This is a genomic window from Frondihabitans australicus, from assembly GCF_003634555.1.
Lineage (GTDB): Bacteria > Actinomycetota > Actinomycetes > Actinomycetales > Microbacteriaceae > Frondihabitans > Frondihabitans australicus.
The window spans coordinates 3725169-3746718 of the sequence record NZ_RBKS01000001.1 but is presented as its reverse complement, the minus strand read 5'-3'; the positions used below and the strand labels follow the sequence as shown (position 1 = coordinate 3746718).

Sequence of the window (21550 nt, the reverse complement as noted above, 5' to 3'; positions counted from 1 at the left end):
GTGACGGGCAGCGTGGGTGATGGGATCATCATTGAACACGTTGCAACCGTCTTGCAAGTTTTCGTTACAAGTTTGCATAATGGGCTACATCGGCCGGATCGTCAACACCCGGCCGCGCACTCGCACTCCCCCGCACCGTCCACTCCATCCGAGAGAAGTCACGACGCCGATGTCCACGACCGCCCTTCCCCTGCCGCCCTCGCCGACGGCTCCCTCGACCCTCCGATCGCTCGACGATCGCACCTGGGTGCTCGCGGCCGAGGGCGGCGACGCCATCGAGCTGCTGTTCGCCGAGGGGCCGGTGGTCGTGACCGACATCGACGGCGAGGGGCGACGCTGGGTGCTGCCGAGCGGGGCCGGCCCCGTCTCGCTGTCGGGGAGCGGCTCCTGCTGGGTACTCCCGCCGTCGCCGACGGCCGACGAGCCGGCCTGGCATCTGACGGGCGAGGGCGTCGTCGAGGCGACGGCCGTGCCGGGCGGCACTCGCGTGCTCCTGCGCGGCGACTCGGCCACTCTCCGCGCGCACCGGGCGAGGCCGCACGCCGACGTCGACGGGGGCGAGTTCGACCTCGACCTGGAGCACGGCGGCGAGCTGGCCGACGCCGCGGCGGCGTTCTACTGGGGCACGATGCTGCCCTCGGTGATCGAGCGGACCGTGGCGGCCGGATTCGCCGACTCGAGCGGCTTCGTCGTCAGCACGCTGGCCGACAAGTACGTCGGCACCTACCCCGACGTCGACCACGAGTTCCAGATCAAGGGCCGGGTCGCCTGGGGCGACCGGACCGACGACGACGTCGTCCGCCGCATGATCGAGCTGCAGCTGCGCGTGATGCGAGAGGACCCACAGGAGCTGTGGCGCGACCCGTGCGCGATCCAGCCGAACGGCGACCGCGAGTACCACGTGCGTCGGTCGAGCGTCGACGGCAGCGCCAACGCCGAGATGTTCCTCGTCACGGGCAACGTCGAGGTCCTGGAGTCGATCTGGCTCCACGTCGCGCGCACGAAGGACCTTGCCTGGCTCGCCGCCAACATCGCCGACATCGAGGGCGCGGCGTCCGCGATCGAGGACTGCGTCGATCGGCAGGGACGCCTCTGGTCGGACGTCTACTACGAGGACCAGGTGATCAAGGACGGCCGCGAGACGATGGCCGCTGCGCTGGCCGTGCACTCGTTCCGGCTGCTCGCCGAGCTGGAGGCGATGCTCGACCGCGACGACCGGGCGGGCGCCTACCGTTCGCTCGCCGAGCGCATCGCGTCGACGGTCGGCGCGCCCGTGCCGTTCGGCCACTGGGACGACGACGCCCGGCGCTTCGTCGACTGGGTCGACCGGTCGGGCGTCGTCCACGACCACATCCACCTCCTCGCCAACGTGCTCCCGGTGGTGCTGGGCCTCGCGTCGGCCGAGCAGACGTCGCACGTGATCGACCTGGTCGACGCGGAGCTCGACGAGTTCCAGCGCTTCCCGACTTTCCTGGCCGCGCGGATCGCCGACTACACCGACGACGAGATCGGCGACGCCGGCCCGTACGACCTCTGCGCGGCGGGCCGCTACTGGAGCTGGGACGCTGCCTTCTGGTCCTGGCGACGCGACGGCGCCATGCTCCTCGACCAGCTGCGCCGGGTGGCCGCGCAGGGGGCGCTGGACGACTTCGCCATGGGCGAGCGCTACGACATGGACCACGTGTACTACGTCGACGGCTCGCCGTGGCACGGGGCCGCCCACTACTACGAGTACCCGTGCGTGTTCTCGTGGGTGCTGTTCACCGAGTATCTCGGCATCAAGCCGAGCCTCACCGCCGACCTCGCCGTCACGCCGCGCCTGACCGGAACCGGTCGCGTGTCGCTTGGGCAGCAGGCCTACCGCCTCGCCTACACGGTCGACGGCGACTCCTTCACGCTGGTCAACGAGGCGGATCACGCGCGGACGTTCGAGATCGACCTCCGCACCCTCCGCGCCGAAGCGCCCGAGCCCTACGTCGTCGAGATCGCGGCCGGTGCGAGCCACCGGGCCGTCCTCGACGGGGAGCGGGTGCACGCGTGAGCCCGGAGAGCAGCCCCCTCGCCGTCGACCTCGCGACCACGCCGTTCAGCCGACGCGGCTCGTACTTCGCCGTCTCCCGGATGGTCGACCAGCACGAGTCCGGCGTCTACCTGCGAACGGTGCGGGGCGACGCCCGTCACCGGGAGATCCTCCGGCTGCTGCTCGACGGGGGCGCCGACGCCTCGAGCGAGACGCACGCCGGCCGGCTCCTGCTGCGCCATGACGGCACGACGGTGCAGGTGGTGCTGTCGGGCCCGGGTCGAGCCCAGCTGCGCGTCACCGGCGGCTCGCTCACCCTCGACTTCCGGGCCGTGTCTCAGTACGACGCCGTCCTTCAGGAGTCGGCGGACGCGTGGCGCTTCGTCGACAGCGGCGCCAACCGCAACTACCGGATCCGCGTGGTCGGCGGGCGGACCCGCTTCGACGCCCGGTGGGACGGCATCCGGAACTCCGAGGCGAAGCTGCGGGTCTCGGCGGCGGACGGCCCGGTGTCGCTCGTCATCGACGAGTACGGCAGCGCGGTGCCCCGAGACGCCGTGCAGGATCTCGACCGCACGGCCGAGGTCGCGCAGGCGGACTTCGACCGGTGGTGCGCCGTCCACGGCGGCGAGGCGGCCGACGACGACCGCATGGCCGACGCCGTGAGGCTCGCCGCGTTCGTCACCTGGGCCGCCATCGTGCCGGCCGGGGGCGAGCTCCGGCGCGAGAGCATGCTCATGTCGAAGAACCGGATGACGAACGTGTGGAGCTGGGACCACTGCTTCAACGCGATGGCCCTGTGGCGCGACCCCGAGGCGGCGGCCGACCAGCTGTTCGCCATCTTCGACCACCAGGACGAGCACGGGTGCCTCCCCGACTACGTCAACGACGCCGGCGTGGAGCGGAACTTCGTCAAGCCGCCGGTGCACGGATGGTCGATCTCGCACCTGATGGACCGCGACGGCCTCTCGGACGACGCGATCGCCGCCCTGTACGAGCCGCTGCGCCGTTGGACCGACTGGTGGTTCGAGCACCGGGTCTATGGGGACGACGCGATTCCGTCGTACAACCACGGCAACGACTCCGGCTGGGACAACGCGACCACGTTCGGGGTCGGCGTGCCCGTGCAGAGCCCGGATCTGCTGAGCTATCTCGCCCTCCAGATGCTGGCGCTCGCGCGGATGGCCGACCACCTCGGCCGCCCCTCCGACGCCGTCGACTGGCGCGGACGCGCCGAGCGGACCATCGAGACCCTCTGCTCGCGCTTCTGGGTCGACGGGCGCTTCGTGGCCCGCGACACCCTGACCGGCGCGGTCATCGACTCCGACAGCCTCATCCTCACGATGCCGCTCGTGCTGGGCGACATGCTGCCCGAGCCGCAGCGGAGCGCCACGGTCGACCGGCTCCTCGAGGGCGGCTACCTGACCCGTCACGGGTTCGCGACCGAGCCGGTCGACAGCCCCTTCTACGAGGCCGACGGGTACTGGCGCGGGCCGATCTGGGCGCCCTCCACGATGCTGCTCGTCGACGGCCTCCGCCGCGCGGGGCACGGCGACCTCGCCGACGACGTCACCGACCGGTTCGTCGCGACCTGCGCGGACGCCGGCATGGCCGAGAACTTCGACGCCGTCACAGGTGCGGGGCTCCGTGACCGGAGCATGACCTGGACGGCGTCGGTGTTCCTCTCGCTGGTGGAGAGGGTCGGGGCTACTCGAAGTTCCCGTGTCGTGCGCTGAGCTCGGCGTAGTCGACCCCGGCACGGTTCGAGTTCACGGCTCGACCCACACGCCGGTCGAGCCCCGCACGACGAGATGCGTCGCGAGCTCGATGCGCGGCGCCGGTGCGCCCTCGGGCACCCGCTCCTCCTGCTGGAGTCGCAGCAGCATCCGGAGCGCCGCCGCGCCCATCTCGTGGATGGGCTGGTGGACCGTCGTGAGCTGGGGGCGCGCCCACTCGGCCTCGGGCACGTCGTCGAAGCCGACGATGCTGAGGTCGTCGGGGATCCGCAGCCCGAGCTCGGCTGCGGCCTCGTAGGCTCCGACGGCCATGAAGTCGGAGCAGGCGAAGAGCGCCGACGGCCGCTGCCGCCCGCCCAGGATCTCGCGGGCGACACCGCGGGCGGTCTCGCGATCCCAGTCACCCACGCCCGTCCAGGCGGCGGGGAGCTCGACGCCTGACTCGTCCAGGGCCGACCGGAATCCGTCGATCCGGGCGCGGCTGTAGAGATGGGAGCGCGTGCCGCCGATCACGCCGAAGCGTCGATGGCCCCGCTCCAGGAGGTGGAGCGCGGCATCCCGGCCCCCCTGCCAGTTCGTCACGCCCACGCTGGGCACCGAGCCGGGCGGGCGGCTGATGGGGTCGATGATCACGACCGGGATCCCCGCGGCGTGCAGGCCGGCGAGCTGTGCGGACGTGGGGTCGACGAGCACGACCACGGCTCCCTCGGAGGGCCGACGCAGCAGTCGCGCCGCCCAGTCGCGACCGGGCCGGGCGATCGTGATCACGACGTCGCATTCGGCGGCGGTGGCGGCGTACTCGACGCCGCTCAGGATGCCGTTCGCCCACGTCCCCTCGATGTTGCTGACCACGAGGTCCACGAGACGGATCCGCGAGGCCTCGCCCCGGCGCGCGGGCCGCGATCCCGGTCGCCGGTAGCCGACCCGCTCGGCGCTGCGGATGACGCGGTCGCGGGTGCCCGCCGAGACGTCCGTGCCTCCGCTCAGCACCTTCGACGCGGTCGGCACGCTGACCCCGGCTGCCTTCGCGACGGTCGCCAGCGTCGGCTTCGTGGAGGTCGGACGACCGGGCATGGCCACAGCGTAGCGCGCCTCATGCCGAATGCTTTGCGCAAAGACCTCGATCTTGACCATGCAGAGTCGGGCATGCATACTCTCCCCGCCCGCAAGGTCCCATTATCTTGCGCAAAACAACTGCGGCCTCAACGCTACGTCGAGAAAGGGAGACAGAATCGATGGAGACTTCCACAGCATCAGTGTCGCGCCGAGGATTCCTCGGCCTGGTCGGAGGCGCGGCCGCCGTGACGGCCCTCGCCGCGTGCACCACCGGAGGCGCATCTGCATCCGGCGGCGCGCTCAAGTTCTGGAACATGCCCTGGGGCGGCCCTGCGTTCAACCCGCTCGACAAGAAGATCACCGAGGCCTACAAGCCCTCGGGCAGCCTGCCGAAGGCCACCTACCAGGCCGTGCAGTGGGCGAACTTCAACCAGGTCTTCGCGACCTCGGTCGCGTCGAAGACCAACCCCGCCGTGAGCAGCGGCGGCGGCACGCAGGCGTTCCTCTTCGACAAGCAGGGCTTCATCGCCCACGCCGACGACCTCCTCGACAGCTGGAAGTCGAACGGCCTCTACGACGACTTCCTGCCGGGCCTCCTCGACACGATGAAGACCCCGAACGGCTACGTCGCGATCCCCTACAACCTCGACATGCGCGTGCTCTGGTACAACAAGGACCTCCTCGACAAGGCCGGCGCCACTCCCCCGACCGACTGGCAGTCGTACCTCGACGCCGCTGCGGCTCTGAAGAAGATCGGCGTCTACGGGTTCGCGGCCAACGGCGACTCGAGCGCCGGCAACGCCTTCCAGATGATCACCGGTTTCATGATCAACAACGGCGGCGGCATCTTCGACGAGGAGCGCAAGCCGAACCTCGTCACGCAGGCGAACATCGAGGCGCTCGAGTTCATCAAGGAGAACATCAGCAAGGGCTACGTCGACCCGGGCTCGGTGAGCTACACCGCCACCAACTCGAACTCCGAGTGGAAGGCCGGCAAGTTCGGCATGGGCATCGACGTGCCCGGACTCGCCGCGAACGTCGGCGGCTCCGTCGCCTCGCAGCTCGTGGTCGGCGACCCGCTCGTCAGCGCGGCGGGGAAGAAGGGCGCGCTGTACTTCCCGAACAACATCATGATGTACAAGAACACCCCGAGCCAGAAGGACTCCGAGGCGTTCGTGACCTACTACTACCAGCACATGAAGGAGCTGTGGACGCAGAAGACCGGCATCGGCCTCCCGGTCCTGAAGTCCATCGCCTCGACGCCCGAGTTCCAGTCCGACCCGAACCAGGTGAAGATCGTGCAGGACTGGCAGCCCATCGCCAAGACCTGGGCGGCCCCCGGCAACACCGCGCTCTTCGCCAACGTCTCGAAGGTCGACAGCACCCCGGCCATGTCCGTGTTCGGGCAGAACGTGCTCTCGGGCAAGACGCCCAAGGAGTCCCTGACGACGCTCCAGAACACCCTCACCTCGCAGATCAAGAGCTGACACGCGATCGGGAGTAGAGAAGAGGAATGGACGCGCTCGAAGACGGCAGCGCCGTCACCCTCCTGGGCCCGCCGTGGGGCGACACCTCGCGGCGGGGCCGCCCATACGCCAAAGACCCCAGCGTGATCCGCTTCGGCGGGCGCTACCTGATGTACTTCTCGCTGCCCTCCCCGAGCGACGACGAGCCCGCGGGCTGGTCGGTGGGGATCGCCGAGAGCCGCGACCTCGTCTCCTGGTCGACCGTCGCGGCCCTCGCTCCGTTCGGCGACTACGACGCGACGGGAGCCGCGGCACCCGGTGCGATCGTCATCGACGGCCGCGTGCACCTCTTCTTCCAGACCTACGGCCAGGGCCGACTCGACGCCCTGTGCCACGCCGTGAGCGACGACGGGCTCATGTTCGAGGCCAACCCCGAGAACCCGGTCTTCCGGCCCGAGGGCGACTGGACGTGCGGCCGTGCGATCGACGCCGACCTCGTCGACACGGGCGAGCACGTGCTGCTCGCGTGGGTCACCCGCGATCCTGACATGCGGATCCAGATGATCGGCACGAGCCGCGCCTCCCGCGACAGCACTTTCGGACGCGACGCGTGGGAGCAGCTCTCGGTCGACGGGCCCGCCCTGGCGCCCGAGCTCGAATGGGAAGAGGAATGCGTCGAGGCGCCGACCCTGAGATGGGACGGCTCGACGTTCACCATGTTCTACGCCGGCGCCTACAACAACCGCCCGCAGCAGATCGGCTGGGCGACGAGCCCCGACGGTCGGACGTGGACCCGGGGCTCCGCCGAACCCCTCGTCGCGGCCGGTGCACCGGGCACCTGGAACTCATCGGAGTCGGGCCACCCGGGCTACTTCCGCGACGCCGACGGGCAGGAGTATCTCTTCTTCCAGGGCGATCCCGACGACGGCTTCACGTGGTCGATCGGCGCGGCGCGACTCTCGTTCGACGGAGGCGTGCCGCACGTCGGCGCCTAGCGCCGCCGCGGTGCGTGGGCACGGATCGCCTCCTCGTTCACCTCCACACCCCAGCCAGGGCCGGAGGGCAGCACGAGCTCGCCGCGCTCGATGACCGGCGGCACGTCGACGAGGTCGTCGCGCCACGGCACGCCGTCGACGTCGACCTCCATGAGCGCCAGGTTCGGCGTCACGGCGCAGAAATGCGCCGACATGATCGTCGACAGGTGGCCGTAGAAGTTGTGCGGAGCGACCGCCAGCGAGTGCGCGGCCGCCGTGCGAGCGACCGACACCGCCTCGGCGATGCCGTTCCACACCACGTCGACGATCGCGACGTCGACTGCTCCGCCCGCGAGGTACGGCAGGTACTGCGGCAGTCCGAAGAGTGACTCCCCCGACGCCACGGGCATGCCCGCCGCCGCCCGCAGCGCCGCGAGCTCACCGGGCGCCAGGCCATCGAGCTCGAGCCAGGCGAGGTCGAAGGCCGAGGCGGCCCGCGCGATGCGCCGGTACCCGTCGGCCAGGTAGTTGTAATTCACGTCGAGCAGGATCGCGAGATCCGGCCCCGCCCCACGCCGGAAGGCGGCGAGAGTGTCGACCGTGTCCGCGATCATGCGATCGTCGTACGCCCGCCCGCCCGCCGCCGGGTGCCGAGCCCACGCGAATGGCCTGCCCGAGACGTCGCTCTCTGCGAACGAGATGACGTTCGTCTTGAGAGCGCGGAAGCCGCGATCGCGCACCTGCCGGCCGAGACGCTCGACGTCGTCGTAGGAGGTCAGGGCCTCGTTGCCCGTGAGGGCGGCCGCAGCCCCCGTCCGGTACCCGCCGCAGTGCGACCAGTAGACGGGTATGCGATCGCGCACCGTGCCGCCGAGCATCTCGGCGACCGACATGCCGTGGTGCCGGGCCACGAGGTCGTAGAGCGCGTTCTCGACCGCCCCCACCGCCATCTGGTTGAGGCCGCCGGGCGCCGGTGAGAGCAGGGAGCGCAGCGAGCCGATCAGGTGCGTGAGCCGTCTCGGATCCTGTCCCAGAATTCGGTCGCGGAGCGACAGGATCACCGCTTGGAGCCCTCCCGAGCCGAAGCTGTCGGTGCACTCCGACCAGCCCGTCGAGCCGTCGTCGGCGCTGATCTTCACGAACGAGATCGTGCGCCAGCCGAGGTCGCAGTCGAGGACCTCGAAGCCCGTCAGCCTCATCGCGAGACCCGGCCGCGCGGCTCCTGCAAGGCCTCGACGACGGCGCCCCAGCCTGGCGCGAGCTCGGCGGCCCGCTCGCAGGAGAGGAGCATGCTCGCCTCGTTCGCTGACCCGGTGCCCGCGATGTCGAACGCCGTGCCGTGGTCGACCGAGACCCGCACAGCCGGCAGGCCGACGGTGATGTTGACTCCGTCGTCGCCGTAGACGGACTTGAACGGAGCGTGCCCCTGGTCGTGGTAGCAGGCGACGAGGAGCTTCCAGCGGCCGCGACGCATGGCGGCGGGGAAGAGCGCATCGGCCGGGATGGGGCCGTCGACCGGAATGCCCTCGGCCCGCGCTCTCTCGATGGCGGGCAGCAGGATGTCGGCGTCCTCGTCGCCGAAGAGACGATTCTCGCCGGCGTGCGGGTTGAGCCCGGTGACGGCGATCGTCTCGTCGGGGCGGCCGAGCGCGCGCGCGAGACCGTGGGCGAGGCGGATCACCTGACCGGTGCGCTCCGGGGTGACATCCTCGATCGCCTGTCGCAGCGACACGTGCGTCGTGAGGTGGAACACGTAGAGGTCGTCGGCCGACAGCACCAGGCTGAAGTCGGTCACGCCGAACTCGTGCGCCAGCAGTTCGGTGTGCCCCGCGAAGTCGTGGCCCGCTGCATGCATGGCCGCCTTGTTGAGTGGGGCGGTGACGATGGCGTCGGCGCGGCCGGACTTCACCAGCGAGCACGCCTCGACCACGAAGCGGTAGGCGCCGTCTCCCGCGGCCTCGCTCAGCTGGCCCACCGTCACGTCGGCGAGCGACGGACCGGTCTGGACGAGCTCGATCGTCTCCGGGTCGTTGCGGGCGGCGCGCGGATCGTCGATCACGAGCAGGCGCTCGGGATCGAGGCCCGCGAAGCTCATGCCCCGTCGCATCGCGTCGGCGTCGCCGATCACGACCGGACGCGCGCGCCGCCGCAGGTCGGGGTGTAGCAGCAGGGTCTTCGCGGTGATCTCCGGGCCGATCCCGGCGACGTCGCCGAGGGTGAGAGCCAGGGTGGGAAGCGTCATTTCGGGGTCTCCTCGGTCAGGATGTGGATGAGGTCGTTTAGAGTGTCGGGAGTGCCGAAGCCTCCGGACTTGGTGACGATGATGGTTCCCTCGGCCGGACCACCACGGACCCGACCGAAAGGGACACCGGGCAGGAGGGCGCCGTTCACGATTATGCCCTCGGCGCCCACGGCTGAAAGGAAGGAGTCCGTGCCGTCGCCTCCGACGACGATCACGGCCGCACCCGGCTTGGAGCGCAGGAGCTCCGCTCCCCGCGTCGCGGTGGAGCGCGCGGTCCGAAGGGCGTCGTCGTGCGTGATGCGCTCATCGTCCAGCTGCGGAGGGAGAACGACGAGCGCGCCCGGGTCGAGCTCGGAGACCTGAACCCGAGTCACCGGATGCACGGACGTGACGACGAGCATCACGTCTTCGACTCGCCCGAGCCGGGACGGCCGACGCGGGAACGTCCGGCCCAGGGCTGCGGAGAGACCGGCCGAACCGACGGCGACGGCCTTCGGTCCCGCGGTGGCGACGATGGCGGCGATGGCGTCCAGATCGGCATCGGTCGCGGCGTCGACCACGACCGCCGGAACTCGTCCGATCGCGCCGGGAAGCGCTGACACCGGGATCAGAGCCGCCCCGAAGAGGTCCGTCAGCAGATCCGCACGCGCCGGAGAGATCGGATCGCGGCCCGCCGCGGACAGACTGGCGGGCTCGTCGTCGACGTAGACGCGACCGTTCCGCACGATCCTGCCCAGTGCTGGTGCGGCCGGGCAGATGATGGCCGTGGACCCCGGGTGCCAGTGGGTCATGACCGCCTCGACGTGTTCGCGTGGCCAGCCTCGGAGAGTCGAGTCGATCTTGATGTAGAGGCGCTCGAACCGCGCGGGATCAACCCCGGCCGGAAGCGCGACAGGAGGCGAGGCCATCGCGCGTGATCCGGTACTGACTGCGGCGACGTCGGCCGAGGCCGGCGCGGTCACCCCGTACTCGACGACGCCCGCTCCCGCGAATCCGACTGCCGAGTCGAGTGCTCCCGTGACGTCATCGGCGACCACGAGCCAGGAAGGCAGCACACGAGCGGGCGCGGTCGATCGATCCCCCGCGCCCGGGAGGGCCGAGCACGTCACGCGATCGCCACCGGACGGACCATGGAGCCGGTGGCTCCCGCGATCTTCAGCGGCAGGCAGACGAGCGCGAACTCGTACACACCGTCGGCGGCGAGGTCTTCCAGGTAGGCGTTCTCGAGAAGGTGCACGCCACGGTTCCGCAGTGCGAACTCGTGAACGGGGTGAGGGTTCCCCGGCGCCGTCGAGGGGATCTGCTCGACCGTGGACGTGTCCGAGCCGATCACGGCGCAGCCGAGGTCGTCGATCAGCCATCGTGCCGCATCGAGGTCGATGCCGGCGCCGTCGCTCTCCCGATAGCGCTCTCGATCCGGCCAGACCGACATGAGTCCGGAACGGACGAGCACGCACGACTTCTCGGGGATCGTGATGCCCTGCGCCTCGACCATGTCGCGGAGGTCCGAGGCCGACAGGCCACGCCCGGCCGGTAGTGACGGCACGCCGAAGTGACGAGCCGCGTCGAGGAGGACCCCGCGGAGCACCAGGGGCGGGATGGTGGCGGCGTCGGCCCGGTCAGGACCGAAGTCGCCGCAGTGGTCGTCGACGCCGTATCCGCCGTACATGGTGTCGTCCGCGTCGGTGATGTGGCACAGGGCGTCGAGGTGGGTGCCGGTGTGCATGCCCGCGATCATCAGCTCGGTGATCATGTTCACGCCGGCGGCGTTGCCCTCTTCGGCGAACAGCTCGATGTCGCGGGCCTGCCGGATGCCTCGCGGAGTCCGGTACGGGGTCAGCGTGAAGGTCGGATGGCCGTCCCACTGGGGCATGCCCACGAATCGTCCGGCATCAAGATCGTAGATCCGGCCGTCGCGGACCCTGGCGAGCGCGGAGAGCACGTCGTCCTCGCCGACGTCGCCCACGCGGCCGATCTCGCCAGGCTCAGGCGTGCGCACGCACGCCACCATCCGGCTCCGGTGCCGCGTTGTCAAGCGGCCGGGGCTCCTCCTGGAAGTCGAGCCTGCGACCGCGTGTCTCGATACCTGCTATCACCATCGGGATCGGGATCAGCGCGAGCAGGATGACCTGGAGGAGCCAGAACAGATTCCAGTTGCCGGCGCTGACGAGGCCGGTGCCCCAGAAGGCGGACGTGCCGTATCCGAGCGACCACTCGGCGACGACCGCGAGGCCCATGCCGACGCCGCGGATCCGGGTGGGGAACAGCAGCACGAAGTAGGCGGCCGTCACGCTCCAGCCCAGTTGGCGGAAGAATCCGGCGACGAACAGGTACGACGCGATCGGGAAGACGCCCTGGGTGAAGGGGGCGAGCCAGATGAGAAGCGTGAACGGTACCGCGATCCACACGAGGGGAAGGGTCCATTTCGCTGACACCCGGTCCATGAACCATCCGCCGAACACGGTCGAGACGATGAGGGCGATCTCATACGCGTACGTGAGCGTGTTGCCCGACACTGCCGGGATGGAGTGGCCGGTGATGCCACCGTGCGCGTACCAGGCGGGGTAGTTGAAGTCCCATCCGCCCTGAGGTGCGCCGATCAGGAAGGCAACCACGAGGGCTATGACGGTGTAGCGGATCTGCTTCTTGGCGAAGAGGGCGCGTAGGCCCTGCGAGAACTCGCCTGGTCGCGCCGCCTGATCGTCCCGGAGCTTGCTCCACTGCGGCGACTCGCGCAGGCGCAGACGGACGAGGTAGGCGAGGGCCGCGAAGGCGAAGGAAGCGAGGTAGGCGACGCGCCAGCCCGCAGCCGTCGGAGAACCGAAGGTCTGCGCGAAGACGTTGGCCAGGCCGTAGCCGACGCCGACGCCGGCCTGGGTTCCGGCGAGGAGGATCGACCGGCGCCTCGTCGGAGCGAACTCCGAGAGCATCGCGAGGCCCATCGCCCACTCACCGCCCGAGAAGAACCCCGCGAGGAACCTTACGACCATGAGTTCCGGGCCGTTCTGGACCAGACCCGTGAGCCCCGTCATGAGGACGGTGCCCAGGATGCCGTAGAGGAACGCCTTCCGGCGTCCGAAGAGTCGATCGCTGAAGTACCCGAGCACGAGGGCGCCGAGTCCGAGACCGACGGCGTAGAGGAAGAAGGCGTTGCCGACCTCCTTCGTGCTGATGTGCAGCGACTCCGCCATGGGCGCCTGCACGAAGCTCACGATCTGCAGATCGAGTGTCGTCACCGCCCAACCGAGAAACACGGTGAGCCAGACGAGGAACACTCCGCCTGATGACGACTTGCGTGTGTCGTTCACAAAGACCTCCGGTCGCTGGGACGACGACTTCGTCGCCCGTCGAGTCTGCGCGAATCGCGCACTGTGTGACCATACTGCGCATTACGCGCACATCTCAAGCCCCCTGCGTCGTGGCGTAAGGGAGATGGCGCGAAGGAGACGGTCCCCCGAATGCGCGCAATCCGAGCCGGTAGGATGCACAGGTGCGCACTACGCGCAAGCGAAGCGGAGGTCGCCATGGCAGCTCGAGTGACGAACGAGCCCGACCGGCTGAGGCCCCGCGAGCGACGTGCGCAGATCGTGCACGTCACCACGCGTGATGGTCTCGTCGATGTCGATCACCTGGCCCGGCTCTTCGACGTGACGGCCTCCACGATCCGGCGAGATCTCTCGACGTTGACCGCGGATGGCGAACTCACCCGCACCTACGGCGGGGCGATCGCCGCATCGCCGTCAGGCGAGCCGTCGCTGGGTCAGCGCGCCGTCATGGCTGTGGCGCAGAAGGAAGACATCTCGCGAGCGGCAGCGAGATTCGTCCTCGACGACGAGACCGTCATCCTGGACGCAGGGACGACCGTGGGGCGGCTGGCCCGGCGCGTCAGGTCACGACGCGGACTCACCGTCATCACCAACGGCATGACAGCCCTCGCCGAGCTCGCGGATGCAGAGAACATCCACGTGATCTCCCTCGGGGGCGATCTCCGTGGCATCAGTCAGGGCTTCGTCGGCCCGCTCGCCGAACTCGCCCTGACGCGGCTCACGGCCGATCGCGTCTTCCTGGGGGCCGACAGCATCGACGCACGGTTCGGAATCTGCGAGGCGAGCCCGGTGCAGACCCGCCTCAAAGAGCTGATGATGGCCCACGCCCGCGACATCTACGTCCTCGCCGACAGCTCGAAATTCGGCCTCGCGGCGTTCGACGCGTGGGCGCCCCTGGACAAGCCATGGACACTCATCACGGATTCGGGCGTCACCGAGGTCCAGCTCGCGCCGTTCCGTGCGAGGGGTGACGTCACGATCGTGATTTCGGGCGCTGACGATGACCACGCCGCGACCACACGGAACAGAGGCCAGAAGAGGCTCGATCCGAATATCGAGTCGCCGTCGACACCAACCCAAGGGAGCGTTTCATGACTCGTCTCTACAACGAGCCCACCGACTTCGCCGACGAGGCGACCGACGGATTCGTCGCCGCCAACAAGCGCTGGGTCCGCAAGGTCCACGGCGGGGTGGTGCGGTCGACCGCTTCGACACCAGGATCGGTGGCAGTCGTCATCGGCGGCGGCTCGGGCCACTACCCGGCGTTCGGCGGCCTCGTCGGCCAGGGCCTCGCCCACGGCGCCGCCCTCGGCAACCTCTTCGCGTCTCCGTCCTGGCAGCAGGTGCGCTCCGTGTCGAAGTCGGCGAACAACGGCGGCGGCGTGCTGCTGAGCTACGGCAACTACGCCGGCGACGTGCTGAACTTCGACCGCGCGCAAGAGAAGCTGCGCGCCGAGGGCATCCCGACCCAGACCGTCACGATCACCGACGACGTCGCCAGTGCCTCGAAAGACGAGAAGCACAAGCGTCGCGGCATCGCCGGCGACCTCACCGTCTTCAAGGTGGCGAGCGCGGCGTCCGACGCCGGCTACGACCTCGACCAGGTGGTCGCGGTCGCGCAGAAGGCCAACGAGCGCACCCGGTCGTTCGGCGTCGCCTTCACCGGCTGCTCGCTGCCCGGTGCCGACGAGCCGCTGTTCACCGTGCCCGAGGGCCGCATGGCCGTGGGCCTCGGAATCCACGGCGAGCCCGGCATCTCCGAGACCGACATCCCGACCGCGAACGGCCTCGCCGAGCTGTTCGTCGACACCCTGCTGGCCGAGTTGCCCGACGGGGTCGAGCAGGCGGCCGGGCAGCGGGTGGCCGTGATCCTGAACGGTCTCGGCTCGGTGAAGTACGAAGAGCTCTTCGTCGTCTACGCGAAGATCGACCAGCTGCTCACCGAGAAGGGCATCGAGATCGTCGAGCCCGAGGTCGGCGAGCTCGTCACGAGCTTCGACATGGCCGGCGCCTCGCTGACGCTGTTCTGGCTCGACGACGAGCTCGAGGGCTTCTGGTCGGCTCCGTGCGACGCTCCCGCCTACAAGAAGGGCGCGGTCGCCGAGGTCGCAGGAGCAGCGGACATCCACGACGAGGACGACTTCGCCGCCGCCATCCCTGACTCCTCGCCCGAATCGCGGGAGGCTGCCGCGCTCGTCGTGACCGCCCTGGAAGCGATCAAGGGCACCATCGACGAGAACGCCGACGAGCTCGGCCGCATCGACGCGGTCGCCGGCGACGGCGACCACGGCATCGGCATGCAGCGCGGAGTCCACGCCGCCGTCGACGCCGCCCGCGACGCGTCGGGCAAGGGCGCAGGAGCCGAGACGGTGCTGAACCTCGCCGGCGACGCGTGGTCCGACCGGGCCGGCGGCACCTCGGGCGCCCTCTGGGGCTCGGCCCTCGCCGCCGTCGGAGCGGCACTCACCGACACCGAGCCCGCGTCGCGGCACCGCATCGCCGAAGGTGTCGCGAGCGCGAAGTCCGAGATCCTCGACTTCGGCGCCACGGTCGGCGACAAGACCATGGTCGACGTGCTCGTGCCGTTCAGCGACACCCTCACCGAGCGCATCGACGCCGGAGACACCCTCGTCGACGCCTGGAAGGCCGCCGCCGACGTGGCGACCGCCGCCGCGGACGCGACCAAGGACCTCCTGCCGAAGATGGGCCGCGCCCGCCCGCACGCCGAGAAGAGCCTCGGCACGCCCGACGCGGGCGCCGTCTCGCTCGCCCTCATCACCCAGACCATCGCAGGCGTCCTCGCCGACGCCCGCTCGTAACAAACCAGACAGAAGGAGAGCATCATGACCGATCAGCTTCGACTCGTCATCGGCGCCGACGACGCCGGCTTCGACTACAAGGAGATCATCAAGGGCGACCTCGAGAAGAACGAGGGCGTCGCTTCCGTGATCGACGTCGGCGTCGACGCCGACTCCCACACCCCGTACCCGTCGGTCGCGATCGCCGCCGCCGAGATCATCGCCCGCGGCGACGCCGACCGTGCGATCCTCATCTGCGGCACCGGCCTCGGCGTCGCGATGAGCGCCAACAAGGTGCCCGGCATCCGCGCCGTCACCGCGCACGACTCGTTCTCGGTCGAGCGGTCGATCCTCTCGAACAACGTGCAGATCCTGTGCATGGGCCAGCGCGTCGTCGGCATCGAACTGGCGCGCCGCAACGTGCGCGAGTGGCTCACCTACCGCTTCGACGAGTCCAGCGCCTCGGCCGAGAAGGTCCAGGTGCTCACCGACTACGAACAATCCAACGCCCACTCGAACCCTTCGGAAGCGCTCTCAGTCGCGGAAGGGTGCTGACGTGCGCGTCGTCGTGACGGGGTCGCGTGGCAAGGTGGGCCGCGCCACGGTCCGGGCGTTCGTCGATGCCGGCCATGACGTGGTCGGAGTCGACCTCGTCCGCCCGGTGTTCGACGCGGGTGAGGTGGTGCCGGGCCGCTACGTCATGGCAGACCTCACCGATGCCGGGTCCGCGTTCTCCGTCGTCGCAGGAGCGGACGCCGTCGTGCACGTCGCGGCGATCCCGCAGCCGACGGGGCATCCGCCGCACGTGGTCTTCCAGACGAATCTGATGTCGACGTTCAACCTCGTGGAAGCGGCGGTCCGATTCGGGGTGAAGCGGTTCGTCAACGTGTCGAGCGAGAGCATCGTCGGCAATTTCTTCCCGGAAAGGGACTTCCTGCCCGACTACGTGCCCGTCGACGAGCAGCACCCGCTGTACCCGCAGGATCCCTACGCGCTTTCGAAGTCCTTCGGCGAGCAGCTGATGGACGCCGCTGTTCGGCGCTCCGATCTGCGTGCCATCTCGATCCGGCCCAGCACGGTGCACAACGAGGACAACTACGAGTCCAACCTCGGACCCAAGGTTCGCGACGCGTCAGAGGTGAGCGCCAATTTCGGCAGCTACATCGACGTGTACGACCTCGCCGACGCGCTCGTTCTCGCGGCCGAATCGGATCTCCCCGGCCATGAGGTGTTCTACATAGCTGCGGCTGACAACGCCGGCGGCCACGACTTCGCCGAGATCCTGCGCCGCTACTACGGCGAAGGCATCGAGCTTCGTCCTCTGGAACGACCGGATGCCTCGGGCATCACGACCGAGAAGGCTCGCCGCCTGCTCGGCTGGACACCGACTCGGTCGTGGCGGGATTACCTGGATTCCGACGGAAGGTCGCTGCAGGGTCGTTCCTCGACCTCACCCGGAACTCCGTCGTCAGGTCGATGACGCACTAGCTGGCGACGGGCTGGACCTCGTCCGGCGACGTGCGGCCGCGCGCCCTGCCGACGAAAGTCCGATGCCTTCCGTGAACGTGACGATGCGGTCCCACGGGCCGGATACGTCGGGATCGGCCTCGACTCTGGAGACCGGGACTGGATACGAAGGGGTCCGACTTCTCTGCAGCCCGACGACTTCTGCTCGTGTAGAGTCATCGGTTCTCTCGGTTGCATGTACGGCTGCATGAGTCCTGTTGGAGTCGCTCGGCTCGCTCGTACTCGGAGGATCATCGGCTGATTCTGTGTAACGCCGTCCACAGCTCCTCGGGTATAGGCACCTGTGCGAGCTCGACGAGGGACTGCAGGCGCGTGGGCGACGACATTCCGACGACGGTCGACGAAATGCGCTCGTCGTGCAGCGAGAGCTGGAGAGCTGCCGCGGCCAGCGGGATCGAGAACTTGCTGCTCGCCTCGATCATCTCGTCGACTTTGCGATTCAGTCGTTGGTCATCGGCGGGATAGGCATAACCGGGTTGCTTGCCGGGCCCGCGCGAGAGGAGGCCGGCTGCGAAGGGGGCCGCGTTCACGACCCCGATTCCCCTGGCGTGCGCGATGTCGATCAACTCTGACGCCGAGCGGTCCAGCAGCGTGAACCTGGAGTGGGTGAGCATGACATCGAAGATGTCCGTGTCGATATAGGCGGCGAGTTGGGTCAGGTCGCCGCCGGCGACGCCAAGATGGTCGACGACTCCTTCGTCTCGGAGACGGACGAGCTCGCGGACCGGCCCACCGGTCGACATGGCCGTCTCGAAGCTGATTCTCTCCGGGTCGTGAAGGTACAGCAGTTTGAGGCGGGAAACGCCCAGTCGGGTCAGGCTCTCCTCCAACGAGGCGCGGACGCGGGAGCCGGAAAAATCGAGGCTCCCCGGCAACGGATCGACCTTTGTTGCGAGCACATAGTCGTCAGGCAGGCCACCTCGGCGGCCGATGGCTGCTCCAATTCGACGCTCTGCATCGGCGTAGCCGTTCGACGTGTCGAGGAAACGGACCGGGCTTTCGAGGGCGGCCAGGACCGTGGCGATGGCCTGCTCTTCGCCGACGTCGTACCCGTAGAGGCTCGGCATGCCACCGAGAGGGCTCGTGCCGATGCCGATCGCCGTAACGGGGAGACCCGACCGACCGAGTCGACGTCGGCCGGGCCCCTGCGTCATCTCTTCGCCCCTGTGTGCACTGGGGGACTCAGTGAGCGAGTGCCGGCGTGAGCGACTCGAAGACCGCCCGCGAACGGTGGTAGCCCTCGACCATCCGGTCGAGGATCGCCTCGGTGCTCGAGTCGGATCCGGTCGACTCAGGATGGGCGGAGCGCCACTCGAGCATTCTCAGGACCGCACGATGGAACGTCAGGTGCGGCGAATAACTCGGGACGAAGCGGCGGATCTTCGTGTTGTCGAAGATCGCACTGTGGCCCAGGTCGCCCCGGTACAGCTCCGACCAGCCCCACTCGGGTGCGGCCACGGTGAACATCTCGGACGCGATGTGCACGAGGTTCGCCCTCGTGCCGAGGGCTTCGGCGACGATCGTGTAGATCTGGTCCCAGGTGTAGACGTCATCGCTGGTGATGTGGAACACCTCGCCGATGGCACGGGGGTTGCCGATCAGGCCGATGAGACCCTGGGCGAGATCGTCGGAGTGGGTGAGGGTCCACAGGGACGTGCCGTCTCCGTGCACGGGGATCTCGGCGCCGCGGAGGATGCGGTCCACGACGGTCCACCCGCCGGGAAGCGGTGGGTTGGCGTCATCGTAGGTGTGCGAGGGACGCACGATCGTCATCGGGAAGTCGCTCGTCGCGTAGGCCTCTTGGAGCACTCTCTCGGCCTCGATCTTGGCCCGGGAGTAGGCCACGAACCGGTTGTGGATCGGCGTCGACTCGGTGATCGGCACCTGCAACACGGGTTTGCCGTACAAAGAGGCCGTGCTGATGTGGATGTACTGCTTCGTCCGGTCGCGGAAGAGGTCGACGGACGCGGCCGTGTCCTCCGCGGTGAACGACAGGAAGTTCACGACCGAGTCGAACGTCCTGTCCCTGACCGCATTCGTGACCGCCTCGGGGTCGTGGACGTCGGCGGTGAGCCACGTCACCTCGTCGGGCAGGTCGCGGGAGGCCGCGTTGACGCCCCGGTTGAGGACGGTGACGGTCATGCCGTCGGCGACGGCTCGGCGCACGCTCGAGGCGCTGATGGTTCCTGTGCCGCCGATGAAGAGCACGGAAAGCGGAGTGTGGAAAGTCATGATGATCCCTTGTGATCGGTGGTTCGGTCGGTCGCGAGTGCTCGTCAGTCGGCGAGCGTGCCGGCGAACCAGTCCTCGTAGTAGTTCTCGACGACGCCGATCTGGATGTCCTCGCGCCTGATCCCGATGGCTTCGAGCCGTTCGACGATCGCGCGGTACAGGCGACGCTTGATCTCGACGGTGTAGCGACGCACCATCAGGATCTGGATGATGACGAGGCTCTGCCGGTCGACGCCGCCGTAGGTCGGGTCGAACTTGAGCTCGCCCGCGCCGTGAGGATGGAAGGTCTGGAACTTGTCGTCGGCGGGGATCTCGAGTGCATCGATCTGCGCTTGGTGGATCTCGGTGCTGATCTGGTCGTGCTTCTCGTCGAACAGGGCTCGGTCGAGGTCGACTCGGATGAGAGGCATGGTTCTCCTTCGGAGGGGTTTCTGATCGGTGGGGTGTGCTGGTCTTACTTGAGAGCGCCCGCGGCGAGGCCGCGTTCGAACAGGCGCTGCAGGCAGAGATAGGCGACGACCTCGGGCAGGGCCGTGATGACCGCCGAGGCGAGGACCTTCGTCTGGTCGTTCGTGAACTGGCCCACGAAGAACTGCGGGATGAGAGTCACTGTCTGCGTCCCCGTGTCCTGCAAGAACACGAGCGGGAACAGGTAGTCGTTCCACGCGGCGATGAGGGTGATGATGACGATCGACGCCATGATCGGACGAGTCAGCGGCACGATGATGTACCAGAACGACTGATAAACGCTGGCACCGTCGACTCGCGACGCCTCGAAGAGCTCATCGGGGATCCCGTTGACGAAGTTCCTTGCGAGCAGAACCGCGAAAGGTACCTGCAGGGCGGCGAGGGGCAGGATCACCGACCAGTACGTGTTGTAGAGCCCCAGCGTCGACGCGGTCACGAAGAGCGGCGTGAGCAGCACCACCTCGGGCAGTGTCAGGCAGGCGAGCAGAGCCCAGAAGTACATCTCGCGGGCACGCATGTGCAGCTTCGAGAAGCCGAACGCCGCGAGCATCGTCACCGCGAGCACGAGGGCGATCGTGATGGCCGCGATGATCGCGCTGTTGCGGAAGAACAGCGCGAAGCCGGGCACCGCGAGCACGCGGGCGTAGTTGGTCCAGCCCTGGCCCGACAGGGATCCCTGCACCATCGCGATGAGGGGGAAGAGGTAGGGCAGCACCGCGAGGCTCAGCACCACCTGCATGATGATCCGCGCGCGGCGGGAGCGGGCTTCGATGAACATCAGTTCTTCCTCTCGCGCCCGACGAGCTGCAGCACGATCGCCAGCCCGAGGGCCAGGATCAGCAGCAGGATCGAGAGGGCGGCGCCGTACCCGACGTTGCTCTGCGGGATCGACTGTCGGTAGATGAGCGTGCCGAGGAACTCGGTGGAGTAGTTCGGCCCGCCGACGGTGACCAGGTACGGGATGTCGAAGGTCTTCAGCGCGCTGATCGCGCTGAGCATCAGCAGTGCCGTCGTCGTGCCGCGGAGGCTCGGCCAGATGATGCTCCAGAGCACGCGCCCGTTGCCCGCGCCGTCAAGCCGCGCGGCCTCCAGCATCTCCGGCTCGATCTGGCCCATGGCCGCGTAGTAAAGGATGAACGTGAGGCCTGTCCACTCCCAGATCGTGATCGACATGATCACCGGTAGGGCCGTGCTCGACTGCGCCAGCCAGGGCTGCGCCAGCGACGACAGGCCGATGTGGTCGAGCACGAAGTTGAACTGCCCGTCGGCGGCGAAGACCTGCCGGAACACCGGCGCCATCACGGCCGGCGCGAGCACCACCGGCACGAACAGGATGATCTTGTAAAGCGCGCCGAGCCGCACCCGCGAGTGCAGCAGCAGGGCGAAGAAGACGCCGAGCGCGGTCTGGATCACGAACGTCGTCACGAAGTAGACGACGGTGTGGAACAGCGCCTTCCAGAACACCGGATCCTGCAGCGCCGCCACGTAGTTCGCCAGCCCGACGTGGAGCTTCTCGATGTCAGTGCCGTTCCACGTCAGCGTCGAGATGTAGCCGGTGTAGCCGATGCAGTAATAGAGGAGGCCGACGACGAGCACTAGGGCCGGCAGGATCCAGGGGAGTCCGGAGGGCCGTAGTTGGAGTCGCTTTGCGGGGCGCCCCCCGCCGCGAGAACGCGGTGTCGTGTCTCGCGGTCGGGGAACGGTG

General features: G+C 68.7%; 19 protein-coding genes. 8 read left to right on the top strand and 11 right to left on the bottom strand.

Annotated features, from left to right (window positions below; genetic code table 11):
* The first annotated feature begins 169 nt into the window (after positions 1-169).
* Positions 170-2041 carry a glucosidase family protein gene (locus C8E83_RS17825; RefSeq protein ID WP_147430240.1) on the top strand — a complete coding sequence of 624 codons (1872 nt, stop codon included), beginning with the start codon at positions 170-172 and terminating at the stop codon, positions 2039-2041.
* The gene (locus C8E83_RS17820; RefSeq protein ID WP_121371418.1) at positions 2038-3756 is read left to right on the top strand and encodes an amylo-alpha-1,6-glucosidase; all 1719 of its coding nucleotides are present in this window, start codon (positions 2038-2040) and stop codon (positions 3754-3756) included. The genes C8E83_RS17825 and C8E83_RS17820 overlap by 4 nt, the downstream gene beginning before the upstream one ends.
* A 33-nt stretch (positions 3757-3789) precedes the next feature.
* Here C8E83_RS17820 and C8E83_RS17815 read toward each other — a convergent pair whose 3' ends face one another.
* Positions 3790-4830 carry a LacI family DNA-binding transcriptional regulator gene (locus C8E83_RS17815; RefSeq protein WP_121371992.1) on the bottom strand — a complete coding sequence of 347 codons (1041 nt, stop codon included), beginning with the start codon at positions 4828-4830 and terminating at the stop codon, positions 3790-3792.
* A 161-nt stretch (positions 4831-4991) separates the two neighbouring features.
* Between C8E83_RS17815 and C8E83_RS17810 the strand changes: the two genes are divergently transcribed.
* Together C8E83_RS17810 and C8E83_RS17805 are read left to right on the top strand one after the other, a co-directional pair.
* Positions 4992-6299 carry an ABC transporter substrate-binding protein gene (locus C8E83_RS17810; protein ID WP_121371417.1) on the top strand — a complete coding sequence of 436 codons (1308 nt, stop codon included), beginning with the start codon at positions 4992-4994 and terminating at the stop codon, positions 6297-6299.
* A gap of 26 nt (positions 6300-6325) precedes the next feature.
* Positions 6326-7273 carry a family 43 glycosylhydrolase gene (locus C8E83_RS17805; RefSeq protein WP_121371416.1) on the top strand — a complete coding sequence of 316 codons (948 nt, stop codon included), beginning with the start codon at positions 6326-6328 and terminating at the stop codon, positions 7271-7273.
* Here C8E83_RS17805 and C8E83_RS17800 read toward each other — a convergent pair.
* From C8E83_RS17800 to C8E83_RS17775, 5 genes are all read right to left on the bottom strand, one after another.
* Positions 7270-8451: a mandelate racemase/muconate lactonizing enzyme family protein gene (locus tag C8E83_RS17800; RefSeq protein ID WP_121371415.1), complete on the bottom strand. Its 1182-nt coding sequence runs from the start codon at positions 8449-8451 to the stop codon at positions 7270-7272. The two genes, C8E83_RS17805 and C8E83_RS17800, sit on opposite strands and share 4 nt — an antisense overlap.
* On the bottom strand, positions 8448-9494 hold the full coding sequence (gene pdxA / locus C8E83_RS17795) for a 4-hydroxythreonine-4-phosphate dehydrogenase PdxA (protein ID WP_121371414.1): 1047 nt from the start codon (positions 9492-9494) through the stop codon (positions 8448-8450). Before pdxA ends, C8E83_RS17800 begins: the two co-directional genes overlap by 4 nt.
* Positions 9491-10531: a four-carbon acid sugar kinase family protein gene (locus tag C8E83_RS17785; RefSeq protein ID WP_170160000.1), complete on the bottom strand. Its 1041-nt coding sequence runs from the start codon at positions 10529-10531 to the stop codon at positions 9491-9493. Before C8E83_RS17785 ends, pdxA begins: the two co-directional genes overlap by 4 nt.
* 68 nt (positions 10532-10599) lie before the next feature.
* Positions 10600-11493, bottom strand: coding sequence for a cyclase family protein (locus tag C8E83_RS17780; protein WP_170159999.1), 894 nt, complete (start codon positions 11491-11493; stop codon positions 10600-10602).
* Positions 11480-12802: an MFS transporter gene (locus tag C8E83_RS17775; RefSeq protein WP_121371412.1), complete on the bottom strand. Its 1323-nt coding sequence runs from the start codon at positions 12800-12802 to the stop codon at positions 11480-11482. Before C8E83_RS17775 ends, C8E83_RS17780 begins: the two co-directional genes overlap by 14 nt.
* Before the next feature lie 216 nt (positions 12803-13018).
* Here C8E83_RS17775 and C8E83_RS17770 point away from each other — a divergent pair, with 216 nt between their 5' ends.
* The 4 genes from C8E83_RS17770 to C8E83_RS17755 are packed head-to-tail and all read left to right on the top strand — an operon-like array spanning position 13019 to position 17098.
* Complete coding sequence (locus C8E83_RS17770) at positions 13019-13915, top strand: DeoR/GlpR family DNA-binding transcription regulator (RefSeq protein WP_121371411.1); 897 nt, start codon at positions 13019-13021, stop codon at positions 13913-13915.
* Entirely contained in the window at positions 13912-15639 is a 1728-nt protein-coding gene (locus tag C8E83_RS17765) for a dihydroxyacetone kinase family protein (protein WP_121369996.1), read from the top strand. Before C8E83_RS17770 ends, C8E83_RS17765 begins: the two co-directional genes overlap by 4 nt.
* Positions 15640-15663: 24 nt before the next feature.
* The gene (locus C8E83_RS17760) at positions 15664-16173 is read left to right on the top strand and encodes a ribose-5-phosphate isomerase (protein ID WP_121371410.1); all 510 of its coding nucleotides are present in this window, start codon (positions 15664-15666) and stop codon (positions 16171-16173) included.
* A gap of 1 nt (position 16174) precedes the next feature.
* Positions 16175-17098 carry an NAD-dependent epimerase/dehydratase family protein gene (locus C8E83_RS17755; protein WP_121371409.1) on the top strand — a complete coding sequence of 308 codons (924 nt, stop codon included), beginning with the start codon at positions 16175-16177 and terminating at the stop codon, positions 17096-17098.
* Positions 17099-17375: 277 nt separating this feature from the next.
* Here the strand turns inward: C8E83_RS17755 and C8E83_RS17750 are convergent, their stop codons facing one another.
* The 5 genes from C8E83_RS17750 to C8E83_RS17730 are packed head-to-tail and all read right to left on the bottom strand — an operon-like array spanning position 17376 to position 21441.
* Positions 17376-18299 (bottom strand): aldo/keto reductase, encoded by a 924-nt coding sequence (locus C8E83_RS17750; protein ID WP_121371408.1) that lies wholly within the window; start codon positions 18297-18299, stop codon positions 17376-17378.
* Positions 18300-18327: 28 nt separating this feature from the next.
* Positions 18328-19377 carry an NAD-dependent epimerase/dehydratase family protein gene (locus tag C8E83_RS17745; RefSeq protein ID WP_121371407.1) on the bottom strand — a complete coding sequence of 350 codons (1050 nt, stop codon included), beginning with the start codon at positions 19375-19377 and terminating at the stop codon, positions 18328-18330.
* 44 nt (positions 19378-19421) lie between these two features.
* On the bottom strand, positions 19422-19787 hold the full coding sequence (locus tag C8E83_RS17740; protein WP_121371406.1) for a tautomerase family protein: 366 nt from the start codon (positions 19785-19787) through the stop codon (positions 19422-19424).
* A gap of 44 nt (positions 19788-19831) precedes the next feature.
* Entirely contained in the window at positions 19832-20623 is a 792-nt protein-coding gene (locus tag C8E83_RS17735) for a carbohydrate ABC transporter permease (protein WP_121371405.1), read from the bottom strand.
* On the bottom strand, positions 20623-21441 hold the full coding sequence (locus C8E83_RS17730; RefSeq protein WP_211331723.1) for a carbohydrate ABC transporter permease: 819 nt from the start codon (positions 21439-21441) through the stop codon (positions 20623-20625). The genes C8E83_RS17735 and C8E83_RS17730 overlap by 1 nt, the downstream gene beginning before the upstream one ends.
* Positions 21442-21550: the final 109 nt, after the last annotated feature.

Excerpts from the sequence above, each read along its gene's own strand:
- pdxA (WP_121371414.1), bottom strand. The coding sequence starts at position 9,494 with ATGACGCTTCCCACCCTGGCTCTCACCCTCGGCGACGTCGCCGGGATC.
- C8E83_RS17745 (WP_121371407.1), bottom strand. The coding sequence starts at position 19,377 with ATGACTTTCCACACTCCGCTTTCCGTGCTCTTCATCGGCGGCACAGGA.
- C8E83_RS17770 (WP_121371411.1), top strand. The coding sequence starts at position 13,019 with ATGGCAGCTCGAGTGACGAACGAGCCCGACCGGCTGAGGCCCCGCGAG.
- C8E83_RS17825 (WP_147430240.1), top strand. The coding sequence starts at position 170 with ATGTCCACGACCGCCCTTCCCCTGCCGCCCTCGCCGACGGCTCCCTCG.
- C8E83_RS17805 (WP_121371416.1), top strand. The coding sequence starts at position 6,326 with ATGGACGCGCTCGAAGACGGCAGCGCCGTCACCCTCCTGGGCCCGCCG.
- C8E83_RS17760 (WP_121371410.1), top strand. The coding sequence starts at position 15,664 with ATGACCGATCAGCTTCGACTCGTCATCGGCGCCGACGACGCCGGCTTC.
- C8E83_RS17740 (WP_121371406.1), bottom strand. The coding sequence starts at position 19,787 with ATGCCTCTCATCCGAGTCGACCTCGACCGAGCCCTGTTCGACGAGAAG.
- C8E83_RS17815 (WP_121371992.1), bottom strand. The coding sequence starts at position 4,830 with ATGCCCGGTCGTCCGACCTCCACGAAGCCGACGCTGGCGACCGTCGCG.
- C8E83_RS17765 (WP_121369996.1), top strand. The coding sequence starts at position 13,912 with ATGACTCGTCTCTACAACGAGCCCACCGACTTCGCCGACGAGGCGACC.
- C8E83_RS17810 (WP_121371417.1), top strand. The coding sequence starts at position 4,992 with ATGGAGACTTCCACAGCATCAGTGTCGCGCCGAGGATTCCTCGGCCTG.
- C8E83_RS17800 (WP_121371415.1), bottom strand. The coding sequence starts at position 8,451 with ATGAGGCTGACGGGCTTCGAGGTCCTCGACTGCGACCTCGGCTGGCGC.
- C8E83_RS17735 (WP_121371405.1), bottom strand. The coding sequence starts at position 20,623 with ATGTTCATCGAAGCCCGCTCCCGCCGCGCGCGGATCATCATGCAGGTG.
- C8E83_RS17750 (WP_121371408.1), bottom strand. The coding sequence starts at position 18,299 with ATGACGCAGGGGCCCGGCCGACGTCGACTCGGTCGGTCGGGTCTCCCC.